24 protein-coding genes and 1 tRNA gene are annotated in these 21,268 nt (G+C 57.7%); 14 read left to right on the top strand and 11 right to left on the bottom strand.

The features are described from left to right. Positions 1 to 49: 49 nt before the first annotated feature. From QRN38_RS28355 to QRN38_RS19595, 4 genes are all read left to right on the top strand, one after another. Positions 50 to 556: a methyl-accepting chemotaxis protein gene (locus QRN38_RS28355; protein WP_230678169.1), complete on the top strand. Its 507-nt coding sequence runs from the start codon at positions 50 to 52 to the stop codon at positions 554 to 556. A 156-nt stretch (positions 557 to 712) separates the two neighbouring features. Continuing rightward, a complete protein-coding gene (locus QRN38_RS19605; RefSeq protein WP_010203792.1) occupies positions 713 to 1,108 on the top strand; it encodes a type III secretion system chaperone in 396 nt (131 codons plus the stop codon). A gap of 44 nt (positions 1,109 to 1,152) precedes the next feature. Next, positions 1,153 to 2,295, top strand: a complete 1,143-nt coding sequence (hopA1, locus tag QRN38_RS19600) for a type III secretion system effector HopA1 (RefSeq protein ID WP_057417490.1) — start codon at positions 1,153 to 1,155, stop codon at positions 2,293 to 2,295. A 123-nt stretch (positions 2,296 to 2,418) separates the two neighbouring features. Further along, a complete protein-coding gene (locus QRN38_RS19595) occupies positions 2,419 to 2,904 on the top strand; it encodes a hypothetical protein (RefSeq protein WP_005737150.1) in 486 nt (161 codons plus the stop codon). A 47-nt stretch (positions 2,905 to 2,951) separates the two neighbouring features. Here the strand turns inward: QRN38_RS19595 and gabP are convergent, their stop codons facing one another. Next, positions 2,952 to 4,343, bottom strand: a complete 1,392-nt coding sequence (gene gabP, locus QRN38_RS19590) for a GABA permease (protein WP_007246858.1) — start codon at positions 4,341 to 4,343, stop codon at positions 2,952 to 2,954. A gap of 524 nt (positions 4,344 to 4,867) precedes the next feature. On the opposite strand from gabP, the gene QRN38_RS19585 reads away from it, so the two are divergent. From QRN38_RS19585 to QRN38_RS19565, 5 genes are all read left to right on the top strand, one after another. Then, entirely contained in the window at positions 4,868 to 5,641 is a 774-nt protein-coding gene (locus QRN38_RS19585; protein ID WP_005737152.1) for an ABC transporter ATP-binding protein, read from the top strand. Positions 5,642 to 5,655: 14 nt separating this feature from the next. Continuing rightward, positions 5,656 to 6,420, top strand: a complete 765-nt coding sequence (locus QRN38_RS19580) for an ABC transporter substrate-binding protein (RefSeq protein ID WP_005767177.1) — start codon at positions 5,656 to 5,658, stop codon at positions 6,418 to 6,420. A gap of 66 nt (positions 6,421 to 6,486) precedes the next feature. Beyond that, the gene (locus QRN38_RS19575) at positions 6,487 to 7,182 is read left to right on the top strand and encodes an ABC transporter permease (RefSeq protein ID WP_057417491.1); all 696 of its coding nucleotides are present in this window, start codon (positions 6,487 to 6,489) and stop codon (positions 7,180 to 7,182) included. Beyond that, positions 7,179 to 7,868, top strand: coding sequence for an ABC transporter permease (locus QRN38_RS19570; RefSeq protein WP_003383265.1), 690 nt, complete (start codon positions 7,179 to 7,181; stop codon positions 7,866 to 7,868). Before QRN38_RS19575 ends, QRN38_RS19570 begins: the two co-directional genes overlap by 4 nt. A 1-nt stretch (position 7,869) precedes the next feature. Then, a complete protein-coding gene (locus QRN38_RS19565) occupies positions 7,870 to 9,141 on the top strand; it encodes a methyltransferase (protein ID WP_057417492.1) in 1,272 nt (423 codons plus the stop codon). A 295-nt stretch (positions 9,142 to 9,436) separates the two neighbouring features. On the opposite strand, the gene QRN38_RS19560 is transcribed toward QRN38_RS19565, so the two are convergent. From QRN38_RS19560 to QRN38_RS19550, 3 genes are all read right to left on the bottom strand, one after another. Next, positions 9,437 to 9,751, bottom strand: coding sequence for a DUF6124 family protein (locus tag QRN38_RS19560; protein ID WP_005767187.1), 315 nt, complete (start codon positions 9,749 to 9,751; stop codon positions 9,437 to 9,439). A 527-nt stretch (positions 9,752 to 10,278) separates the two neighbouring features. Next, positions 10,279 to 11,292: a J domain-containing protein gene (locus QRN38_RS19555; RefSeq protein ID WP_057417494.1), complete on the bottom strand. Its 1,014-nt coding sequence runs from the start codon at positions 11,290 to 11,292 to the stop codon at positions 10,279 to 10,281. 412 nt (positions 11,293 to 11,704) lie between these two features. Further along, complete coding sequence (locus tag QRN38_RS19550; RefSeq protein WP_183143624.1) at positions 11,705 to 11,947, bottom strand: hypothetical protein; 243 nt, start codon at positions 11,945 to 11,947, stop codon at positions 11,705 to 11,707. Positions 11,948 to 12,051: 104 nt separating this feature from the next. Here QRN38_RS19550 and QRN38_RS19545 point away from each other — a divergent pair. Together QRN38_RS19545 and QRN38_RS19540 are read left to right on the top strand one after the other, a co-directional pair. Continuing rightward, positions 12,052 to 12,127: transfer RNA gene (locus QRN38_RS19545), tRNA-Thr, on the top strand. 580 nt (positions 12,128 to 12,707) lie between these two features. After that, positions 12,708 to 13,178 (top strand): hypothetical protein, encoded by a 471-nt coding sequence (locus QRN38_RS19540; RefSeq protein ID WP_057419271.1) that lies wholly within the window; start codon positions 12,708 to 12,710, stop codon positions 13,176 to 13,178. Positions 13,179 to 13,325: 147 nt separating this feature from the next. On the opposite strand, the gene QRN38_RS28350 is transcribed toward QRN38_RS19540, so the two are convergent. After that, positions 13,326 to 13,832 (bottom strand): hypothetical protein, encoded by a 507-nt coding sequence (locus QRN38_RS28350; RefSeq protein WP_057419270.1) that lies wholly within the window; start codon positions 13,830 to 13,832, stop codon positions 13,326 to 13,328. Between the two features lie 34 nt (positions 13,833 to 13,866). Between QRN38_RS28350 and QRN38_RS19530 the strand changes: the two genes are divergently transcribed. The 3 genes from QRN38_RS19530 to QRN38_RS19520 are packed head-to-tail and all read left to right on the top strand — an operon-like array spanning position 13,867 to position 15,194. Beyond that, positions 13,867 to 14,367 (top strand): Hcp family type VI secretion system effector, encoded by a 501-nt coding sequence (locus QRN38_RS19530; protein WP_057419269.1) that lies wholly within the window; start codon positions 13,867 to 13,869, stop codon positions 14,365 to 14,367. Between the two features lie 23 nt (positions 14,368 to 14,390). Continuing rightward, on the top strand, positions 14,391 to 14,909 hold the full coding sequence (locus QRN38_RS19525) for a DUF2778 domain-containing protein (protein ID WP_057419268.1): 519 nt from the start codon (positions 14,391 to 14,393) through the stop codon (positions 14,907 to 14,909). A 9-nt stretch (positions 14,910 to 14,918) separates the two neighbouring features. Beyond that, a complete protein-coding gene (locus QRN38_RS19520) occupies positions 14,919 to 15,194 on the top strand; it encodes a hypothetical protein (protein ID WP_057419267.1) in 276 nt (91 codons plus the stop codon). Between the two features lie 120 nt (positions 15,195 to 15,314). Here QRN38_RS19520 and QRN38_RS19515 read toward each other — a convergent pair whose 3' ends face one another. The 6 genes from QRN38_RS19515 to QRN38_RS19490 are packed head-to-tail and all read right to left on the bottom strand — an operon-like array spanning position 15,315 to position 21,260. Then, entirely contained in the window at positions 15,315 to 16,286 is a 972-nt protein-coding gene (locus QRN38_RS19515) for a hypothetical protein (RefSeq protein WP_057419266.1), read from the bottom strand. After that, complete coding sequence (locus QRN38_RS19510; protein WP_057419265.1) at positions 16,259 to 16,969, bottom strand: hypothetical protein; 711 nt, start codon at positions 16,967 to 16,969, stop codon at positions 16,259 to 16,261. The genes QRN38_RS19515 and QRN38_RS19510 overlap by 28 nt, the downstream gene beginning before the upstream one ends. Continuing rightward, positions 16,966 to 17,502 (bottom strand): baseplate complex protein, encoded by a 537-nt coding sequence (locus QRN38_RS19505; RefSeq protein WP_010204621.1) that lies wholly within the window; start codon positions 17,500 to 17,502, stop codon positions 16,966 to 16,968. The genes QRN38_RS19510 and QRN38_RS19505 overlap by 4 nt, the downstream gene beginning before the upstream one ends. Then, entirely contained in the window at positions 17,499 to 18,431 is a 933-nt protein-coding gene (locus tag QRN38_RS19500) for a hypothetical protein (RefSeq protein ID WP_057419264.1), read from the bottom strand. The genes QRN38_RS19505 and QRN38_RS19500 overlap by 4 nt, the downstream gene beginning before the upstream one ends. Further along, complete coding sequence (locus tag QRN38_RS19495; RefSeq protein ID WP_057419263.1) at positions 18,421 to 18,921, bottom strand: hypothetical protein; 501 nt, start codon at positions 18,919 to 18,921, stop codon at positions 18,421 to 18,423. The genes QRN38_RS19500 and QRN38_RS19495 overlap by 11 nt, the downstream gene beginning before the upstream one ends. After that, the gene (locus QRN38_RS19490) at positions 18,918 to 21,260 is read right to left on the bottom strand and encodes a phage tail protein (protein WP_057419262.1); all 2,343 of its coding nucleotides are present in this window, start codon (positions 21,258 to 21,260) and stop codon (positions 18,918 to 18,920) included. The genes QRN38_RS19495 and QRN38_RS19490 overlap by 4 nt, the downstream gene beginning before the upstream one ends. Positions 21,261 to 21,268 lie beyond the last annotated feature (8 nt).

The following is a 21,268-nucleotide window of genomic DNA, read 5'->3' as shown; positions in this document are numbered from 1 at the left end:
CGCACACGGTGCCTCACGCGCTTACCACATCTCGGCGGAAACCGAGAAAGTGGCCGAACAGGGCACGCTGGTGATTCAGGAAACCGCGCGGGAAATGCGTCAGATCGCCGAAAATATTGGTGCCTCAGCGAAGCTGGTGGGGCAACTCGGGGATCGCTCCGAGCAGATCACTGCCATCGTCAACACCATCCGCGGCATCGCCGACCAGACCAACCTGCTGGCGCTTAACGCCGCCATCGAAGCAGCGCGTGCCGGTGATCAGGGTCGCGGGTTTGCCGTGGTAGCCGACGAAGTGCGGCAACTGGCGGGCCGTACCAGCGGCTCTACCACCGAGATTGCCGAGATGATTGGCAAGATCCTCGCCGAAACACGCGAAGCCGTGGCCAGCATGAGTGCCACACAGGAAGGTGCCATTCGTGGTGTGACACTGGCCGATCAGGCCGGACAGGTCATCGTGCAGATCCGTGACGGCGCGAGCGATGCCGTCGAGGCCGTTAACATGTTCGCCACGCGCATGGACGAAGCTGAAGCGTTTGCAAAACCGGGCAAGCGATGACGGTCTGGTAACACCCGCAAATCAAAACCCGCGCCCTGCGGGTTTTTTATTGCCCTGCATTGTGTTGCTTGCTCGGCACGGGAACGCTTGAGCATTTTTTATGCATGCATGGAACCGCCTCGAGCAGAGGCTCCACTCATTGAAAAACCCCCGTTGATGAGCAGGCTGATGAGCAACCTTTTCTACAAAACCCTGCTTGATGACTTCTCCAGATCCCTCGAGATGCAACCGTTGGTATTTGATGATCACGGGACGTGCAACATGATCATCGACAATACGTTCGCGCTGACACTGTCATGCGATTACGCGCGCGAGCGCCTGCTGTTGATCGGCTTGCTTGAGCCGCACAAGGACACACCTCAGCAGTGCCTTTTGGCTGGCGCTCTCAATCCGCTCCTCAATGCAGGCCCAGGCCTTGGCCTGGATGAGAAAAGCGGCCTGTATCACGCGTATCAAAGCATCCCTCGAGAAAAACTCAGCGTGCCGACGCTCAAACGCGAAATGGCAGGTCTGCTGGAGTGGATGAGGGGCTGGCGCGAAGCAAGCCAATAGACGCCTTAAGACTCTCGATGCACTTTTTACATGAGAAATAACCCATGAACCCCATTCAGTCACGCTTCTCCAGTGTGCAAGAGCTCAGACGATCCAACGTTGATATTCCGGCGCTCAAAGCCAATGGCCAACTGGAGGTCGACGGCAAGAGGTACGAGATTCGTGCAGCCGATGACGGAACAATTTCGGTCCTTCGACCGGAGCAACAGTCCAAGGCGAAAAGTTTTTTCAAGGGCGCTTCTCAGTTGATAGGTGGCAGCAGCCAGCGCGCGCAGATTGCCCAGGCGCTCAACGAGAAAGTCGTATCGGCACGCACTGTATTGCACCAGGGCGCTGTGACGGGCGGACGCTTGGACACCCTTGAGCGGGGCGAAAGCAGCTCAGCCACAACAGCCATCAAACCCACTGCCAAACAGGCTGCGCAAAGTACTTTTAACAGCTTTCATGAGTGGGCCAAACAGGCAGAGGCGATGCGAAACCCGTCTCGAATGGATATCTACAAGATCTATAAACAAGATGCACCTCACTCACACCCCATGAGCGACGAGCAGCAAGAAGAGTTCCTGCACACGCTAAAGGCATTGAATGGCAAAAACGGCATTGAGGTGCGCACTCAGGACCACGACAGCGTCAGAAATAAAAAAGACCGCAACCTGGACAAGTACATCGCAGAGAGCCCGAATGCAAAGAGGTTTTTCTATCGAATTATCCCCAAACATGAGCGCCGAGAAGATGAGCATCAAGGGCGATTGACCATTGGCGTGCAACCCGAATATGCAGCACAGCTGACCCGCGCCATGGCAACCCTGATAGGGAAAGAAAGTGCAATCACGCATGGCAAAGTAATAGGCCCCGCCTGCCACGGCCAAATGACCGATTCGGCAGTTTTGTATATCAACGGTGATGTTGCAAAAGCAGAAAAGCTGGGCGAGAAACTGAAACAGATGAGCGGCATTCCTCTGGATGCGTTCGTTGAGCACACCCCTTTGAGCATGCAATCCCTGAGTAAAGGTCTGTCCTATGCAGAAAGCATCCTGGGCGACACCAGAGGCCATGGGATGTCGCGAGCGGAAGTGATCAGCGATGCCTTGAGGATGGACGGGATGCCATTTCTGGCCAGATTGAAGCTATCACTGTCTGCCAATGGCTATGACCCGGACAACCCGGCCCTTCGAAACACGAAATGAAAGCAGCGTTCGGCGTAAGTGCAGCGATTCTGAGTGAGACCCACCCTGGCAAAACCTTGGTTATTTGCCATGTCTGCGCTTCAATAGCGGCCTTCGCACCTCACGCCAGCCAAAGGACCGCCCATGGCCTCGCCAGACAAGCAGCAAAAACGCGCCAAGCGCGCAAAGATCAAGGCTAAACAGAACCGCTCGGGCAAGGGTACAACCAGCCTCGTGCACCCGGTGTTTGCCTCGGCACTGGTCAATCTGCCATTTGATGACGTCGAACTTGATCTCAACACGTTCGACTTCAACGACATCGTGGAAAACGGCTTCGACCCGGCTGACTATGACGACCTGTTCGTGGCCATGAAAGCCGCCGAAAACATCAGTCAGCTCGCGCTGTGCGTCGTCTTCCTGCAATACCCGGTGCTGGCGCTGGTGGTTTCCGAAGAAGACGAAGACCCGGCCACGGACTTCATGATGGGCTTGCTGATCGTGTACCGCGCCATGTACCACGATGAAGACGAAGACACCGCTATCGAATGGATAGAGAGCCCTGCGTTCCAGAAGGATTACACGCTGGCGTCGGATCTGCTGACCCGAAGAGACAGCAAGACGTTGCGTTGATCGAGAACGTGCTGACGCAGAGCGTCAGCACGGGAGCGAGTGGCCAGTCAGCCCAGTGCAGCAGCGCCCACGGGCCCGGACTTGCGGCGACGAGAGACGATCAGGCCGGCGCCAATCACCAGCAGGCTGAGCACGCCGGTGGCGATGATTTCGACGCGGTGCTCTTGCTGGATCAACATGATGGTCAGCACGGCAACGATGAACGCAATCGCCGCCCAGGTCAGCCATGGGAACAGCCACATCTTGAAGTCGATGGTCTCGCCTGCAGCAATGCGCTTCTGGCGCATCCGCAGTTGCGAAACGGCAATCACCAGATACACCAGCAGCGCAATGGCACCGGAGCTGGCGAGCAGGAAGTCAAACACGGCAGCGGGTGCGACGTAGTTGGCGAATACGGTCAGGAACGCTGCCGCAGTCGACATGATCACCGCCCAGTATGGCGTACCGCCCTTGCTGGTGCGCTTGGACAACGCCGGTGCATCGCCGCGCTTGCCGAGCGAGAAGAGCATGCGCGAAGCGGTATACAGCGCCGAGTTCAGGCAACTGGTCACGGCAACCAACACCACCAGATCGACAATCAGCTTGGCGTTCGGAATGCCCATCGCATCCAGCACGGTCTGATACGAACCCACCTCGGCCAGGCGCGGATCATTCCACGGCACCAGCGACACAACGATGAAGATCGAAACCAGATAGAACAGGAAGATCCTCCAGATCACTGAATTGGTGGCCTTGGTGATCTGCTTGCCAGGGTTCCTGGACTCGGCTGCCGCAATGGTCACGATCTCGGTGCCCATGAACGAGAACATGGTAGTCAGCATCGCCGCCAGCACCGCGCCCATGCCGTTAGGCAGGAACCCACCAGTGTCGAACAAATGACTGACGCCACTCACGCTACTGGTCGGCAGCAAACCAAAGATCGCCGCAACACCCAGCACCACGAAGGCGATAATCGCCACAACCTTGATGAGCGCAAACCAGAACTCGAATTCGCCGTAGTTCTTCACGCTGAACAGGTTGGTCGCGGTCAGCAGCAATGTGATGACCAGGGTGAACATCCATATGGCGATGTCGGGGAACCAGGCGTGCAGAATGGTCGCAGCGGCGTTGGCTTCCAGCGGAATCACCAACACCCAGAACCACCAGTACAGCCAGCCGATGGTAAAACCGGCCCAATGCCCGATGGCCCGGTCGGCGTAGGTCGAAAACGAGCCGGTATCCGGCGAGGCAACGGCCATTTCGGCCAGCATGCGCATGACCAGCACCACCAGCGTACCCGCTGCGGCGTAGGCCAACAGCACTGCTGGCCCGGCCTCGGCAATCGCGTGGCCGGAGCCGACGAACAGACCAGCGCCAATGACGCCGGCAATCGACAGCATCGTAATGTGTCGAGGTTTCAGCCCTTGTTCGAGCTCGGAAGAGTTAGCGGTACTGCTCATAAAACCACCTGTGCAAGACGAGCGAGGCACACCGAAGCGTCACGTAAAAAGAAAGCTACGGTGCCGTTCTTTATTATTGACGCAAGAATTACGCCAAAATATTTCAAAAACGACGTCGCTTAGAGATTGCAAGGCGTGTGGCATAGTCTGCGGGGCGTGCAGGACGTTGAATCGTTTACGCCGTCTGTAGGATTTGTTACCGAACGCCTCAGAATCGCCTACACGCGCGCACCAAAAAAGCCCCGTACCCAGCGAGAGGCGCAAAAACAGTGCAAGCTCTTGGTCGCCGGTCGCTAAAAGCTGCTTCCAACACCCGTTCAAAGCTGGCAACATCGCGCCTTTTTCGCGCACGCTCGCCTGAAACAGGCATCATGCTTGCCTTCCAGCGACAGCCTGCTACCGCGATGCGACAACCCGGCGAACGCTGTCACATTGAGCGCTCAACGCTGATGGTTGTCCTTCAAACGCTGTGCTAGCTTGGCGTTCGCCGGCAGCAAGAGCGCACACTTTTATGAGGACCCCACATGGCTGAGGCCACGCCCGCCCTGGAAATCCGTAACCTGCACAAGCGCTACGATCAGCTTGAGGTGCTCAAAGGCATCTCGCTGACCGCGCGCGATGGCGACGTCATTTCGATCCTCGGCTCTTCCGGCTCCGGCAAGTCCACCTTGCTGCGCTGCATCAACCTGCTGGAAAACCCGCATCAGGGTCAGATCCTGGTGGCCGGTGAAGAACTGAAACTCAAGGCGGCGCGCAACGGCGACCTGATTGCCGCCGATAACCGGCAGATCAACCGTCTGCGCAGCCAGATCGGCTTTGTATTCCAGAACTTCAACCTGTGGCCGCACATGAGCGTGCTCGATAACATCATCGAAGCCCCGCGTCGTGTTCTTGGCCAGAGCAAGGCCCAAGCCATTGAAGTGGCCGAAGCGCTGCTGGCAAAAGTCGGTATCGCTGACAAGCGTCACGCGTACCCCGCCCAGCTTTCCGGTGGCCAACAGCAACGCGCCGCCATTGCGCGTACGCTGGCCATGCAGCCGAAGGTCATTCTGTTCGACGAGCCAACCTCGGCGCTCGACCCGGAGATGGTCCAGGAAGTACTCGGGGTCATTCGCGCCCTGGCCGAAGAAGGCCGGACCATGCTGCTGGTGACCCACGAAATGAATTTTGCACGTCAGGTATCAAGTGAAGTGGTGTTTTTGCATCAGGGAATGGTCGAAGAACAGGGCACACCACAGCAAGTGTTCGAAAACCCGCTGTCGGCAAGGTGCAAACAATTCATGTCGAGTCACCGCTAACGGAGCAACACCCCATGAAGACGTATAAGAAGATCTTGCTGGTTGCGGCGGCCACGCTGGCGTTTAGCAGCGGTGCCTTTGCCGAAAAGCTGAAAATGGGTATTGAAGGGGCTTATCCGCCGTTCAATAACAAGGATGCGAGCGGCCAGGTGGTCGGCTTCGACTATGAAATCGGGCAGGCCCTGTGCGCCAAGATGAAAGTCGAATGCGAAGTGGTGACCTCCGACTGGGACGGCATCATCCCGGCGCTCAACGCGCAGAAGTTCGACTTCCTGATCTCGTCGCTGTCGATCACCGACGAGCGCAAGCAGGTGGTTGATTTCACCGACCCGTACTACTCGAACAAGCTGCAGTTTCTGGCGCCGAAGACATCCTCCATTGATGTTTCGTCCATTGAAAAAGCCAAGGAAAGCCTGACCGGCAAATCAGTGGGCGCACAGCGCTCGACACTGGCCGCCACCTGGCTGGAAGACAAACTCGAGATCATGGACGCCAAGCTCTACGACACTCAGGAAAACGCTTTTCTTGATCTGCTCTCCGGTCGCGTTGACGCCATGCTGGCCGACAAGTACGTCAGCTACGAGTGGCTGAAAAGCGAGGCCGGGCAAAACTTCGAGTTCAAGGGCGAGCCTGTTGTGGAAAACGACAGGATCGGTATCGCCGTGCGCAAAGGCGACGACCCGTTGCGCGAGCGTCTGAACGTTGCCCTGAAAGAAGTCATCGCTGACGGCACCTATAAAAAGATCAACGACAAGTATTTCCCTTTCAGCATTCTCTGATTCACCCGACCACGTCGCCGCTGCCTTGAACCCAGGCGCGGCGACTGGTCCTGACAAAGCCTGCCCATGAACATTGATCTCCACGGATTCGGCCCGGCCCTTGCGGCTGGCGCGCTGATGACGGTTCAGCTTGCGCTCTCGGCCCTGTGCCTGGGGCTGGTGCTCGGACTGCTCGGCGCCTTGGCCAAGACCTCGCCCTACAAGCCACTGCAATGGCTGGGCGGCACCTACTCGACGCTGGTACGCGGCATTCCCGAACTGCTCTGGGTGCTGCTGATTTACTTCGGCACTGTCAACGGCATGCACGCTTTGGGCGAACTGCTCGGTATTCCCAACCTGGCCCTGAGCGCCTTCGCCGCCGGGGTTATCGCCTTGGGGCTGTGCTTTGGCGCGTACGCCACCGAGGTGTTTCGCGGCGCAATTCTCGCTATTCCCAAAGGCCATCGCGAAGCCGGACTGGCGCTGGGCATGTCGCGGTCGCGCATCCTGTTCAAACTGGTGCTGCCGCAGATGTGGCGCATCGCCCTGCCCGGCCTGGGCAACCTGTTCATGATTTTGATGAAAGACACCGCGCTGGTCTCGGTGATCGGCCTGGAAGAAATCATGCGCCACGCGCAGATCGCCGTGGGCTTCACCAAAGAGGCGTTCACGTTCTACATGGTCGCGGCCATCATGTACCTGGGCCTGACCGTGCTGGCCATGATCGGCATGTATTTCCTTGAAAAACATGCCGGCCGCGGCTTTCTGAGGAGCGCGTCATGAACTGGGAAGTCATCATCAAATGGTTGCCGCGACTGGCGCAGGGCGCGACCCTGACCCTGGAGCTGGTGGCCATTGCCGTCATCGCCGGTCTGATCCTCGCCATCCCGATGGGCATCGCTCGCGCGTCGCGGCACTGGCCAGTGCGCGCCCTGCCTTACGCCTACATCTTTTTCTTCCGTGGCACGCCGCTGCTGGTGCAGTTGTTTCTGGTCTATTACGGCCTGGCGCAGTTCGATGCCGTGCGTCAGGGGCCGCTGTGGCCGTACCTGCGCGACCCGTTCTGGTGTGCGGTTGTCACCATGACCCTGCACACCGCCGCCTATATCGCGGAAATCCTGCGCGGCGCAATTCAGGCCGTGCCGGTCGGTGAAGTCGAGGCTGCGCGGGCGCTGGGCATGTCGAAATGGAAAGCGCTGTTCTACATCGTCCTGCCGCGCGCCGCGCGCATCGGCCTGCCCGCCTACAGCAACGAAGTGATCCTGATGCTCAAGGCCAGCGCGCTGGCCAGCACCGTTACCCTGCTGGAACTGACCGGCATGGCGCGTACGATCATCGCCCGCACTTACTTGCCGGTGGAGATCTTCTTCGCCGCCGGCATGTTCTACCTGGTGATGACGTTCGTGCTGGTGCAAGGCTTCCGTCTGCTGGAAAAGCTGCTGCGTGTAGACGCAAGTCAGGGGCGCTGATATGAAGGGTGCTGGCGTCGATCCAGTCAGCACCCAGTCAACCGAGGCCGTCGATATGCCCTCTGAACCCTGCTTGCAGGACGCACACCTCGGCAGCCACTTTCGTGCACTGGACAGCTTTCTGTTCGCGCATCAGGCCTTGTGGCGGCCCAAGCCGTTCACCCACCTGCACCTGCCATGGGAAGACACATACCCGCAGCTGTCGCACTGGCTTCGGCACCGTACGCTGGAGCAGGCCGAAGCGGCACACAATCACCCGCAACACCTCGACGCGCCCTTCCCCTTCACACAACTGGCTGCCGAAGCCGTAGCGCTAAGCCACGTTGCCGAACTGCCCGCCTTCCCTCTGGCGCCCGTCGATGCGCGCATGAGCGTCGATGTGCCGGGGCGTAAATGGCAGCAGATCGAAGCCTTTGCGGCTCATCTGGACATGCGCGACAGCACCACTCACTGGCTGGACTGGTGCGCAGGCAAAGGCCATCTGGGCCGTCGGCTGACGGCGCGTGGCCAAAGCCTGACCTGCCTGGAGCACGATCCGGCGCTGATCGAAGCGGGCCTGGCCCTCAGCGCCCGGCAAAGCATTGAGGCGCGGCATGTGCAGCAGGACGTGATGGCCGATGACGCCTGGCGCTGTCTGCAGGCACAGCACACGCCCGTGGCGCTGCACGCGTGCGGCGATCTGCACATTCAATTGATGGAATTGGCCAGCCAGACCGGCTGCCAGCACATGGCCGTTGCGCCGTGCTGTTACAACCGCACCCGCCACGACAACTACCAGCCGTTGTCCAGCGAAGGCAAGGCATCCGGCCTGAAGCTTTCGCGGGACGAACTCGGGCTGCCGCTGAGCGAAACCGTCACCGCTGGCGCTCGTGTGCGCCGGCAGCGCGATACGTCGATGGCCCGGCGCCTTGGCTTCGATCTGTTACAGCGCAATCTGCGCGGCATTGACGATTACTTGCCCACGCCTTCGCTGCCGACGTCCTGGCTGGACGCACCCTACGCTGACTATTGCTGTCATCTGGCGAAACTAAAGAGTCTTCCTGCACCGGGCAAGCAGGACTGGGCAGCACTTGAAGCCGCTGGCTGGGAAAGACTGGCGCACGTTCGCAATCTGGAACTGGTGCGCAATCTTTTTCGTCGCGCACTGGAAGTATGGCTGGTGCTCGACCGGGCGATGTATGTGCAAGAGCAGGGTTATCGCGTCAGCGTCGGTACTTTTTGCGAGAGCCAGCTTACACCGCGCAACCTGCTGATTCTGGCCCGAAAATCGTGACGCAAAACAATAGAGCAACCTGTGGATAAGTCTGTTGATGAAAATGTGGATGAGTGCGTTAAAGCTTGGCGCGCCAGTTAACGAAGCCCCTTATTTTTTCTCGCCAGACGTCCTTAAACCCTTAAAAACAGTGCTTTGCGGCACAATGCGCCTGACTGCACATATCTGGTCACGCGGGCAATTCTTTATTCCGAAATTGTGCATAAAGATTTGGTAAAGGCTCTGGCACAAGCCTTTTACACGTCTTGATCGTGCACACGCAGTTGCCTGTGCACGACCTGTCTGATGCGCGTTTTCAGACCTCTTCGACACACTCCACCGAGCGCTCGATCATCACTTTGGCCATCTCCACCATGTGCATGGAGGCGAAGGCCAGATCGCGTTGTGAGCCGGTCAATTCATCGCCGAGCTCGTAAGCGGTGGCCGATGCGCAACGCAGGAAATCCAGCGCATGCACCAACGTCGCTTCCAGGCTGATGAAGTCGAACTTGCTGTCGTGGGGTTCTCGGGGAGACCGAGGGACTGGCAGGTAGCACGCCATGGCGCGTTTGACGACGGCCTTGTCGAAGACCGGAGTGGTGTTGGGTGGATCGGGGGTTACTTTGACCATGTTTTAGCTCCTTCTATGAAGTAGCTGCCTGTTCGCTACTAAACGAAAGGCGGCAACTGTACGCAAGTTAGTAGACCGGTGAGCTAAGAACCGGCGCACCCGAAGGTGCCAAGCGCACAGTCGCCATAGCATCGGGACAAAACCTGATGAAACACGGCTGTGTTGCGCCTTAACTCACTGCGGGCTACTAAACCCGATCGCTGATGGGCAGCGACGGGCGGAGAGTAGAAGCACAAATCGAGGGACGCAAGCGGTCGGGGATTCTCTCGGAAATGTCCTTCAAAAGAAAGAGACCATGCCTGCAAAAACCGGCCTGAAAGCGTTGCAAAAGATGATCTCCGTGTACACAGCTCTTGATGCTGACCAAAGGCCGTGGGAGATGATACCGGCACACACGATGCCTGGGATTCTGGCCGAAGGCAGTGGGAGTGGACTTGTCCACGATCTGTCGGGAACCGACAGCAAAATAGGAGCACCGTGACTCTACGTCAGATTCCGGCCATCAGACCACAAACAGACAATGCCCTCTAAAACTGATCATCCTTCAACCGCGTAAACGGCACGCTGCGATTCTGCAGCTTACGCAACGTCAGCTTGTAAGCACTCGACTTGATCTGACTGCCCATCGGCGTCTCCTCCAGCAAAATACGCCCCGATGCAAAGGCGCAGCCGGTATTGAGCATCTTGTACTTGAGCAGATACAGCCCCGGGTCCATCTTGGCGAAACTGAACACCGCCCCGGCCGGCACGAACGCATGCCGAAACGCCCTGCGCCCAACCGCATCCGTGACCTTGGCATACACCGCCGACTCACCCGCCGAGTTATCCACAGTGATCTGCGACCAGCCATTGTCCTTGAGCAACGGCATGTCCTTCACATACCCCGCCTTGTCCGACCACGGCGCGCCCATCGGGTCCAGCGCGGGCACCTCACACTCCGACGGCGCCGCCTCAACAGGCTTTGCCTGGCTGACCACAGGCTCTTCAACCGGTGCGGCGGGCGCAGGCTTGGCCCACGTCTGCGCCACAGGCACCGGTTCAGCCGGCACAAACGCCTTGCCCGCCTCCGGGTCATACCCCATCCACGCCCCGCCTGCGCAGAACACCACAAACACCAGCGCCCAGCGCCACGCATTGCGACGCCGCTTGCCACTGGAAGGCGAAGCAGGGGAAGGAGAAGCCTTGGGAGCCGGGCCTGCCTGAGCCGCCCGAGCAGGCGTCACAGTCGCAGCGGCAGAGGTTGCAGCATAAACATGAACCGCCTGCCCTTTCGCCGCATGCGCCTGCTTGCGACGCTGCGCCTCGATACGGGCCTTGTGCTCATCGGCAGCCAACTGCGCGTCATAAGCCGCCCGCCGTCCGGGGTCAGCCAGCACATCATGAGACGCGTTGACCACGCCCATCATGTCCGAGGCATAAGGATCGGGATTCCTGTCCGGGTGCAGCTTCTGCGCCAGCTTGCGATAAGCCTTCTTGATCTGCTCAGGAGAGGCATCGCGAGCAACACTCAGCAGCTCGTAATGCGTGGGCGTTCTCTGCATTGCACTTGCTGTCCATGGCCGACTGCCATTTTCGATACAGCTATATCGGCCAAAAAGCCCATAGCTCCAGTGCAAATGCCGCGCAACAGGAACCAGCCCACAAGAAAATGCCCGAATCCAGAGGATTCGGGCATTTCTTGAAACATCGATGAAACCTTCGCCACCATCCAGACGCACATTCATGCGATTCAGACAGCAATCCTCGGCCCCACCTTGCGCAAGACCCAACAGGCCAGACGCAATGACACCTATTCTTCAACAACTCCTCAGCGAATGACCCGCCTGCGGCACACAACACCCCAAGCCCGGTTACGATCCATCGCATCACTCACCAGACAATCCTTTGTCTGCATGGCTGAAAAGCTAACGGCCTGTGCTGCTGACTCAGTAGCCTGGGCCGTTGAGAACAAGCCTATGCAAAGCCCCCCCGCCCTGCAACACCCCCAAAACCACCAGCCCCGCTCAGCGCCTTTTCATGCGCCAGATAGCCATCAACGCTGGAAGCATCGGTTTGCAAGGCCAGGTTAAAAATCCGGCCTTCCTTGACGCTCAAGCCGCCCGCAGCAGAAGCAAAATCAGCCTCCAGAAGCGCAGAGCTCACACACATCAAACAGACCAATCCCCCTAAACCGAAGGAAACGTCCTGCACCACCACCCGCCCACATCCCACCTGGAGCACCAACGGTCAATTTTTTTCAACTGAATCAGACAGCTAGGGTTTACAAGCGCATCAGAAGCTATATACTCGCAGCCCATTACGCCGGTATAGCTCAGTTGGTAGAGCAACTGACTTGTAATCAGTAGGTCCCGGGTTCGACTCCTGGTGCCGGCACCATATAAATCAAGGGCTTGCAGCGATGCAGGCCCTTGTTTTTTGCGGTACACGTAACAAGCCACGTAACAAGCCATCTTTTCACTGCGCCTGACCAGGCCTTAGACGTGATTACTCGCGCCGGCAAAAGCGCACACGCCAACACACGTCCGCACCTCCCCAAGCAGCCCACCCAAGGGCAGCGTCTCAAAATTTGTTGGGGCAGAAAAAAAGAGCGATATTAGTAATATGCGTTGCTGGAAACGGCTACAGCCCTTGTAAATCAAGGCTCTCAGCGTTTTCGGGAAATAGCGATATTGAAGCGATATGAAGGCGATAATATTACCTTTATGAACAGTAATATTTACCTTCCTTAAAACCCAATGATTCCGGGGGTTTGGTAAAATATCGCTATTCATATAGCTACCATATCGCTATCCCCTGCTATATGAAGGACCCAGCAAAACCGGGGCCACCAACCCCTTTTTCCTCACATCTAGCTAATATCGCTATTTTTTTTACCCCACCCCTATTTTCAGAACGAAATCCCACGTTCCGGTCACGTTTCAGCGCCATCGACCCGGTCGGGGCATAGGAGATCAACATGTCCGAGGATTTATGCGTCACTGACCAGATCGCGTTGTCTCGCCATCGAGTTTTCCTCCTGAGGGAGTTGAATCGAACCAGGAGCATGGCGCTTCGTTCGGCGATCTATGACCAGCTCGCCCATTTTTCTGCGCTGCTCTGCATACCGATACCTGCCCTCGATACCATTGGCTTGCCCGAACAATCAGCTGAGGACGCATTGATTCCCTTCTGGTCAGCACTCGACCTACTGGATGGCAAAGGCGAACAGTACAACCATTCGGCGGCACCCGAGTCGTTGCTCGCGATCAACTTCAAAGATCTGCAATCACGTCTGGACAAGCATGGTTGCGGGCTACAGATCGACTCATCTCTCCGCAGATTTCTAACCGAGTCCGTTAAGCCGAAATTCGTCGAGGCCAACAAGAACGTGGCCAGTGTTTTATTGAAGAAAACAGTCAGGTGCATGGTTTTTCAAGCCCGTGAGTAACTGTGTAACGCAGTGAAATCTCCAAACTGACCTACGAGCCTTGTCGCTCAGGGCTTCCAGCCCATCCACTACGAACGAGGCTATGACCGAAATCGGTGTGCGATTTGATCGACTCTGATTTCGAAAACCCTGGTCTCAGGGTATTTTTTAGTTTTTCACCCAGAGAAACCGGGGGCTTCTGCACAGAGCTCCTGAATGCCTTTCCAAGGTCCACAGTGCAATCCCACTGCATTCCTCTGCAAAACTTTGCACTCTGTGAAATGGCTGATCAGCCGCAGAGGCCCACGGCCCGCTTGGGCTTGAAGGGCTATTGCACTGCATCGAGATTTGCAAAAAAAACGGACGCGAAGCCCGTCGGCGGGAGGGGGATAAGTGCTTTTCTTTCAGCTTTTTTATTCCGAAGTTAATTTGGGCGCGACAAATCCTCTCCACCATGTCGCCACCCACTGTGGCGTTGTGCTTCTGGCCGACCATCAGGTGCAGATCACGCCCGGTCGCTTGGCGCAGATCGTCAACAGCGGCCAAGCTCGCGGATCCGCCTAACAGCAGCTTGAGCCCGCCCAGCACCTCAATCTTCTTCAGCGGCGGAGCGTTGCTGCCGTCATAGAGGTTATTAAGATTCCTATACATCAACACTAAAAATTCAGCTACCATAGTGCTTCCTACGTTTTAGAAAGGGATTTACACTATGGCGTTTGACACTTATATGCAGATTGAGGGTATTCCAGGCGAGTCTCTTGATGCACTATTTAAAGATTGGATTGAAATTTTAGATTTTGATGTTGGTGCGAGCCAGTCAGCATCAGCAACTGCAACAAGTGCCGGCGGAGCATGTAGCGGGCGAGCCAGCATGAGTGATTTTTTCTTTCGCAAAACGGTGGATAAATCCACACCTAAACTTCATGAGGCTTGCTGTAGCGGGAAGCATTTTAAAGAGGTTACTATTGCGGTAAATCGTGCAGGAACTGACAAAATAAAATATCTAGAGATCAAGCTTGAAGAAGTTATAATTTCATCAGTATCCCTCAACGGCAATGGCTCGATGGAAAATAGTTTCCCGACTGAAACTGTACGTCTTAACTATGGGCGCATTAAAATTCTCTATACACAGCAGAAACGCTCCGACGGTCAAGGTGGCGGACAAATTGCAGGTGGGTGGGACGGTATAAAAAATAAAATCTACGCTTAATCTTGGCCAAGGACGGGCGCGGCATGTCTGAAAACACTAACAACCCTAATATTGCGTACTGTAGTTTTTCGTTAAATAGTAAACCTGTGAGCAATTTGCGTTGCGGGCAAGCTAGCTATGAAGCGTTTTCGGGTATGGACGCCCCTTTTATTAACAGCCCGAAGTATCAGTCTGTTGAAAGCAAGGGTGCAATTCCAACTGGTCGATATTTTATTGTCGATCGGCAGAGCGGGGGTACCCTTGGGTGGATTAAAGAACCCATACAGGACTTTTTAGCTGGTACGGATAGGGGGGAGTGGTTTGGTCTTTACAGAGATGATGGCGAGGTGGATGATCAGACAACCATTGATAACATCAGGCGTGGCGCTTTTAGGCTCCACCCCGTTGGGCCACGCGGTATAAGCCAAGGATGTATCACCCTTACCTCTCAGATTGGATTCGATGAGCTTAAGAAACACCTTCGCAGTCAGCGTGGCGAAAATCTCCCGGGAACGAATTTAAGGTATTATGGTGTAATTGATGTATCTGCTTCTAGTGAATAGCGAAAAAAAATGAAGAAAATAACGAAGACCATCTCAAAGGGTGTATTAAGTTTAGTGCTGGCTGCGCTACTCACTAAATGGCTTGTTGCGTTAGGCCTGATGGGCTGGTTACTTCAAACTGAAACAGGCCTAGATACTTATGCTTCGGCTGCAAATGCCCTGGGCATAATCGGTAGCGAGGACGGAGAGTTTATGGTTCTCACGACGATAGTATTCGTAATGCTTGTACCATCAGCATTTCTTGTCGAAGGGGCAGCTAAAGCTCTTCGTAAATTCAGAACATAGCTGTAACCTGCAAAGATTTTAAGTTTCAGTTTTATCGCAAGTCGTTTGGGGAGAAGAAAAAGATGATGACGGATCTGAGTAACTTTCCCGAGATCCTAAACCATAGGGGTGATGTATCGATCAGAGCGTTACTGGCTTGAGCTTAGCTGACAATAACTCTGCTTTGGTCGCATCCGCTGTAAACGCACCCGCGTTGCCGGGCACCGGCGTCGGCCCATGAGTGTGTGCAGCGAGCTGGGTGTTCATATCCTGGACCAGATCCAGCAAGTCGCACACCACCTGAAAGATGTTCACACCGCCCGACCCAACCCAGTTTTTCGGAGCCTGCAAACGCTGGCTCTTACTGGTGATGCTCTCACGAAGCCCCTGAATCCGTTCGTGCATGTCGCCACCCACCGTGGCGTTGTGCTTCTGTCCGACCACCAGGTTCAGGTCACGCCCGGTGGCCTGGTGCAGGTCGTCCACTGCCGCCAGGCTCGCGGATCCGCCTGACAGCAGCTTGAGCGCGCCCAGGGCCTCGATCTTCTTCACGCCACCCACTGATTCAGTCGAATGGTCGTCCACCGTCCTGGTGTGGCTCTGAAAGCTTTCGGTGTTGGTCATGGCGTCGACTTCGCGCTCGATCGCCTGGTCCTGGATCTTGCCGTCGGTTTTGCGCAGCCAGTTGCCGTCCGCGTCGACGCGCTGTTGCACGGCGTCACTGTGCTGCCACACCTGGTCACCCTTGGGCACCTTCGGCAATGTCAGGCCATGCGGCAGGATGGTCTGGATGTAGGGCTTGTGCGGCAGGCCATAAGCGAAGCACACCACCACGCTGGTGCCCTCCTCCGGAAAGGCAAAGAAGCCCATCTCATCGCCCCCCACCGGCATGGGCAGCGGCACGCCGGCCAGTACCGGCAACGTCGTGTCGATCTCGCCATCAGGCCCCATCACCTGCAGGTCGACCGAGAAGCGCGGCCGGAAGTCGTCACACAGCCCGGCGCTGGCCGGCGCATCCGCCACGGCCACCACCTTGGCGAAGCGCGGCAAGTGATAGCCGCCGGTGAGTTCAGGGAATTGTCGTTCTACGCTGCGCTTGATTGCGTCGTCCATTTGATGGCCATCTGTGTGCCGGCCAGCGTCACGTTCGTGATCCGCTCGCCTTGGTTAATTGATACGCCTGGTCGCAGGCCTGGCAAGGCCGCGATCATTGCGCTCTGGCTGCCCTGGTAACCGTCGAAGAGGTTCACCGGCAACTGCAACGGCGACCGAGCGCCGAAGAAACTGTCAGCCCAGGCACCGACGTAGATCTCGCCGTCACCCTGTTGCTGCCAGATAAAGTCCTTGATGCCGAACACCCGCGCCATGCTGTCTAGCGCCTGGTATCCAGCGGCCAGGTTGTAGAAAAACGGCGTCTTTATGTGTGTGTAGGCCTGATCCGGGACCCGGAAACGCAGCCCGGTTTTGCTGCCGATATCGGCCAGCACCGCGCGCAGATCCACATGACGCAGGTTCATGGGCAAAGGGTTGGCCAGCACCGCGGCTAACTCGCGGCACAGCACCACCTGCTCGATGCCGTTGGTGGCAGTGCATCGTTCGACATAGCCAATGAAATGACGCTGCAGGACCGCTTCGTTGTAGCCGATATCGAACGTGACCAAACCTTTGACAGTAGCGCCGGTCTTGATCGTGAACGTGGCGCGGCCCGGACTCTTAAGGTCCAGTCGAACATCGTCATTGATAAGCGGCGTAGCCACGCCGTCGATTGTCAGCACTTTGTGCAGTTTCATGCTCATGGCGTGCCGCCCAGGTAGGTGTCCACTTTCTTGAGCACGGCCTCAAAGCCGGTCAGCTCTTCGGCTGCGCCCGATCCGGACCCACTGCCCGCCACACCATCGCCAGGCGCTGACTGAGATGTCACGCCGTTGCCGGCGCGACGGTTCTCGACCTTCTCCGGGTTGGATAGCTTCTCGCTCAGGGTGAACTGGACGATCCATTGGGCCAGCGTGTCGTCTTCACGGGCGCTGACCCCATCAGAGAACGTCACCTGCCGGATGCCAAAGGCCTTGGCCGTGTCGTTGACGATCCGGTACGTCTGCAGCTGGCCACCGCCTGCAGTCGCCTCGGCCAGACGCATGATGGTGCGCAGATTTTCGAGCGATTTGTAGGGGATCGTCAGCGCTACAGTCAGCGTCTTGGGCTTGAAGCCCTTGTGAGACTTGTCGGTGCCCGATGTTTGACCGCCCAGCTCGTCGGCCTCGATCTTGAGGTTGGCCGTGAGCTTCATCCGGTGGCCAATGATCTGTTCGCCGTTGAGTAGCAGCGTCATAGGCCCACCAGTTCCTGAACAAAGCTCAGGCTCTCTGCAGAGCCCACCAACAGTGCGCCGGCACAGAGCGGCCACTCATGACCTGGTGCTTCGCCCTCGAGCAGTTCGCGGCGCAGTTGGCCCACATCACCCGGTCCTAGCATCCTCGACTGGATCGATACATCGTCGGCACTGTTGGTGAACTGGGCTTTCAGGTCGGCCAGCTGCTGCTCGCGCTCCTGTACCTGTGCCTTCTTTCGGGCCTGCAGATCGGCCAGGTCCGCCATCGGCGAACTGTCGGCGGCATAGCCCTCAAGTACTGCCAGTTGACCGGCCATGGACTGGCTGGCCAGCTTGGTGATCGGGCAGCGCTGCAGCGGCAACTGGCTCCAGAGCGGCATTTGCCCGGCGATCGGCATCACCCACTTTTCCACTTCCAGCTTGGCCAGGTGTTCGGCACGGCGCTCGGCGCGCACCAGGTCAGGCATAGGCAACACCACGTTGAACCGACCCAACGTCGCCGCGAGCTGGTCCAGTCGTGTGGCGAGGAATATCAGTACCAGGGCGCTTTGCTGACCTTGGGGCCGCACAGCGTCGGTGGTGTCAGTCAGCTTGTCGGCCAGCAGCTGCAGCAGGTTCGGCGCAGACAAAAAGCGCTGATGGCCACCGCTGCCCTGCCCTACACCGTGCTGAAACGGCGTCACGACGATGCAGGACGGGACGTTTTCAAACTGCGCGACCAACGCATCGCGTCCGGCGCTGATCGCCGATTTCGCGGCACCCGCTATCAGACCAGGGCTGGTCTTGGCGATATCGGCCAGCGTCGATACGCGCTGGCCGGTGATGACCATTTCACTCTGGATCAACTCCCGAGCGTCCGCCATCTGATCCATCCACTGTGTGGCCTGCACCGGCCATTGCAGTTTGATCGGTGCCCATTCATTCGCCATCGAGCAAGACCGCTTCGATCCAGTCCGGTGTAACCGGCTGCGTGGTTTCCTTTGGGTAGCCAGGCACCTGCGGCCATTCACGCACTGCCTGCCGCCAGGTCAGCAACTGGGTGAACTGCTCGGGTGTGATCGGCAGTTCACCGCCCAGATCGCGAGCATCGCGGTACTGCGATACCAAGTTGTCCGAGACTTTCAAACGCAGCTCCACCCAGAGCTTGGCCAGCAACGCCGGGTCGGCCTGGACAACGATGTCCTCGGCGTACTCGGTAGCGTGGCCACCGGCGTCCAGATAGTCGACAACAGCCTGGTAAAGCGGCGGGTTGTAGTCCTGGGTAACATGACAACGGTTGCCAGCAACGGTTATCACGAACGAGCCATCGTTTTTAGTGGCCACATCGGAGAAGGACACGCCCAAAGCCACTGGCTCTTCGGGAGCCGCGAAAATCGGCGGCAGGACCTCTTCAGGGGTTTCAAGTTTCACGTCTGTCATGCTGCGTACCTCCAGGCGAAACCGTAAATGGTGCTTCCGCCGCTGAATGAAATAACGGTGCCGCCAGCTGCCTGGCCACTTCGACCGATCACGCCGGCACCGCCCGAGTAGTAGTGCATCAGCGAATAGCACCAAGTGCCGCCAGCGGGCAGTCGCACTTCAGTCGCAGTGATGGATACCGCCAGAAAGTTGTTGTTGTCAGGGCGGTAGAAATTCTGTTCGCCCCACAGAAGCCCCAGGTCGGAAGCGTCTACTTGCGCCCTAACACCCGCGCCATTGGTAGCCCAGCCCAGACGCAGTTGGTTGCTGGCTTGGTTGGCTCCGCCGCCTTGCTGCACGGGCGTGAACCCCAGGCGGTTCTGCAGGTAATGAATGCCACCGGTAGAGGTACGACGGAAATAGGGAAACTCCGGGTTGTCACTGGCGAAACCGGCGGTCTGGATGGCATCCCCTGCGACGCGCTGGTTCACGAGAGAGTTAACCTGAGTGACCGTGTAACAGTCCGTGATGCCATAGCCTGCGATCGAGTTGGACTTGTTGGCCTTGTCGTTGGGGTTGAACGACTGTTCCGTCCAGATTCGGCCCATATCTGTGGCGTCGACCGTCAATTTCAGACCGACGTCTGACCAACCGATATAAACCTTGTTGGTCTTCTGGCCGGCACCACCACCCTGCTGCAATGGCGTGTAACCGATCTGCGGCTGCAGGTAATAGACCTTGTCATCAGAGATGCGACGGAAATACGGATAGTCAGTGTTGTTGCTGGCAAAACCGGCGTGAACAATGGAGTCGGCCAGTACCCGTCTGCCCACCAGGTCGTTGACCTGAGTGGTGGTGTAGGCATCGCCGATACCGTAGCCGGCCAGCGTATTAGCCTTGTTGGCCTTGTCGTTGGGGTTGAATGAGGTTTCCGTCCAGATCCTGCCCAGATCGTTGCCGTCGACGCTCGCTTTGAGCGTCGCGCCGGTCCAGCCGATGTTGATCTGATTGCCCTTCTGGTCAGGCCCACCGCCTTGCTTCACGAAACTTTTGTTCGCGTCATCCTTGCTGTAGGCATCGGTGATGCCGTAGCCGGCCAAAGTTGTCGGGTTACTGCCGCTGGTGACTAGGCCTTTCAGGTTGACGGCTACTTTTGTGTACGTACCTGCCGCTACACCGCTATCGGCCAGCGTCAGGGTGATATTGGTATCACTCGCGCCGTCATAGGTCCCTATGCCGCTGGCTGCGCCGTTGAATCGAAAGGCTCGCGGCGTAACAAGACGCACGGCCCTGCCAACGGTAGTCGAGCCGTCAACAATTGACGCGATCGCCTGGTTGATTGCCGTGCGCACGGCATTGACCATTCTGGTGGTGGCCAGCACGGCACTGCTGTTGCTGTTCGGATCGTCGCTGATCGCGTTGGGCAGGTTGCCCAAGTCCACGTCTTCCTTGGTCGTGGCACGGGCGCGCAGATCTGGATAGTCCCCAACCCGAGCAGCGAAGTGCTTCACCAACTCGCTGTCGATCGCCTCGATCGGGCGCAGGTCGACCAAGCTGCTGGTACCGGTGATGTCGGCCAACGGCACCAGGTAGTGCCTGGCCGAGGCGCTGTCGGTGTAGTCGACCTTCACTTCCTGGCCGAACACAACTTTGAACGCGGCCACGACATCGTTCAGCTCGCGCTGCAGCACCACATCCAGCCACGCTTTGGTCGGCACTGCCGGCACGGTCACAGGCAGCACCGCATCGAGCTGCAGGCGAACGCCTTCGACATAAGCCACGCCCGGATTGAGCTGGTAGGCATTGCCCACCTTCTGCAGCTGCAGGCCTGCGCCGAAAAAGCAGGCGCGCCCGAACATGTCCCGGTTGCTGATGCGCTCGCGCTCATCGATGCCTTTCATGCGCGCGGTGTAATCGAACTGCCAGGTACTGGCGTCGATCTTGATGCCAGTCAGTTGCTGAGCACCGTCGAACACCACCAGGAAGTTGCGCGTGACGTTGTTGCCGATCTGGTCGGGCAGGATGTTCTTGCGCTTCTGTTGCACCGGAACGTAGGCGACCGACAGCAGCACGTCGTCGCTGGTCTCCATGCCGATCCAGTTCCAGTCGAAGTCACCGATATCGGTGCCCATCAGCAGGCTGTACACCACCTGGTTAGGGTTCACGTAACCCTGCTGGCTTATGTTTGCGGTGTAGACGATCTGGGCCGCTGGCGGCTTCACGCCTGCGCGATTGACCGGGCCGCTCACATTTAGGCCGGGCACGTTGGCCAGCACGAAGCGGGCCACGGTCAGCGGCAGGTTGGCCGCTTGTTTCTGGGCGATCAGTTTCTCGCCGGCGAGGGTGATACTTGCAGCCATGAGGGCTC

Source organism: Pseudomonas sp. CFBP2511, from assembly GCF_030209255.1.
Taxonomy (GTDB): domain Bacteria; phylum Pseudomonadota; class Gammaproteobacteria; order Pseudomonadales; family Pseudomonadaceae; genus Aquipseudomonas; species Aquipseudomonas avellanae.
This window is presented reverse-complemented; position numbering and strand designations above follow the sequence as displayed.

Excerpts from the sequence above, each read along its gene's own strand:
- QRN38_RS19500 (WP_057419264.1), bottom strand. The coding sequence starts at position 18,431 with ATGGCGAATGAATGGGCACCGATCAAACTGCAATGGCCGGTGCAGGCC.
- QRN38_RS19505 (WP_010204621.1), bottom strand. The coding sequence starts at position 17,502 with ATGACGCTGCTACTCAACGGCGAACAGATCATTGGCCACCGGATGAAG.
- gabP (WP_007246858.1), bottom strand. The coding sequence starts at position 4,343 with ATGAGCAGTACCGCTAACTCTTCCGAGCTCGAACAAGGGCTGAAACCT.
- QRN38_RS28350 (WP_057419270.1), bottom strand. The coding sequence starts at position 13,832 with ATGGTAGCTGAATTTTTAGTGTTGATGTATAGGAATCTTAATAACCTC.
- QRN38_RS19490 (WP_057419262.1), bottom strand. The coding sequence starts at position 21,260 with ATGGCTGCAAGTATCACCCTCGCCGGCGAGAAACTGATCGCCCAGAAA.
- QRN38_RS19565 (WP_057417492.1), top strand. The coding sequence starts at position 7,870 with ATGAAGGGTGCTGGCGTCGATCCAGTCAGCACCCAGTCAACCGAGGCC.
- QRN38_RS19510 (WP_057419265.1), bottom strand. The coding sequence starts at position 16,969 with ATGAGCATGAAACTGCACAAAGTGCTGACAATCGACGGCGTGGCTACG.
- QRN38_RS19575 (WP_057417491.1), top strand. The coding sequence starts at position 6,487 with ATGAACATTGATCTCCACGGATTCGGCCCGGCCCTTGCGGCTGGCGCG.
- QRN38_RS19515 (WP_057419266.1), bottom strand. The coding sequence starts at position 16,286 with ATGGACGACGCAATCAAGCGCAGCGTAGAACGACAATTCCCTGAACTC.
- QRN38_RS19540 (WP_057419271.1), top strand. The coding sequence starts at position 12,708 with ATGTCCGAGGATTTATGCGTCACTGACCAGATCGCGTTGTCTCGCCAT.
- QRN38_RS19580 (WP_005767177.1), top strand. The coding sequence starts at position 5,656 with ATGAAGACGTATAAGAAGATCTTGCTGGTTGCGGCGGCCACGCTGGCG.
- hopA1 (WP_057417490.1), top strand. The coding sequence starts at position 1,153 with ATGAACCCCATTCAGTCACGCTTCTCCAGTGTGCAAGAGCTCAGACGA.
- QRN38_RS19585 (WP_005737152.1), top strand. The coding sequence starts at position 4,868 with ATGGCTGAGGCCACGCCCGCCCTGGAAATCCGTAACCTGCACAAGCGC.
- QRN38_RS19560 (WP_005767187.1), bottom strand. The coding sequence starts at position 9,751 with ATGGTCAAAGTAACCCCCGATCCACCCAACACCACTCCGGTCTTCGAC.
- QRN38_RS19595 (WP_005737150.1), top strand. The coding sequence starts at position 2,419 with ATGGCCTCGCCAGACAAGCAGCAAAAACGCGCCAAGCGCGCAAAGATC.
- QRN38_RS19570 (WP_003383265.1), top strand. The coding sequence starts at position 7,179 with ATGAACTGGGAAGTCATCATCAAATGGTTGCCGCGACTGGCGCAGGGC.
- QRN38_RS19555 (WP_057417494.1), bottom strand. The coding sequence starts at position 11,292 with ATGCAGAGAACGCCCACGCATTACGAGCTGCTGAGTGTTGCTCGCGAT.
- QRN38_RS19520 (WP_057419267.1), top strand. The coding sequence starts at position 14,919 with ATGAAGAAAATAACGAAGACCATCTCAAAGGGTGTATTAAGTTTAGTG.
- QRN38_RS19530 (WP_057419269.1), top strand. The coding sequence starts at position 13,867 with ATGGCGTTTGACACTTATATGCAGATTGAGGGTATTCCAGGCGAGTCT.
- QRN38_RS19605 (WP_010203792.1), top strand. The coding sequence starts at position 713 with ATGAGCAGGCTGATGAGCAACCTTTTCTACAAAACCCTGCTTGATGAC.
- QRN38_RS19495 (WP_057419263.1), bottom strand. The coding sequence starts at position 18,921 with ATGACAGACGTGAAACTTGAAACCCCTGAAGAGGTCCTGCCGCCGATT.
- QRN38_RS19525 (WP_057419268.1), top strand. The coding sequence starts at position 14,391 with ATGTCTGAAAACACTAACAACCCTAATATTGCGTACTGTAGTTTTTCG.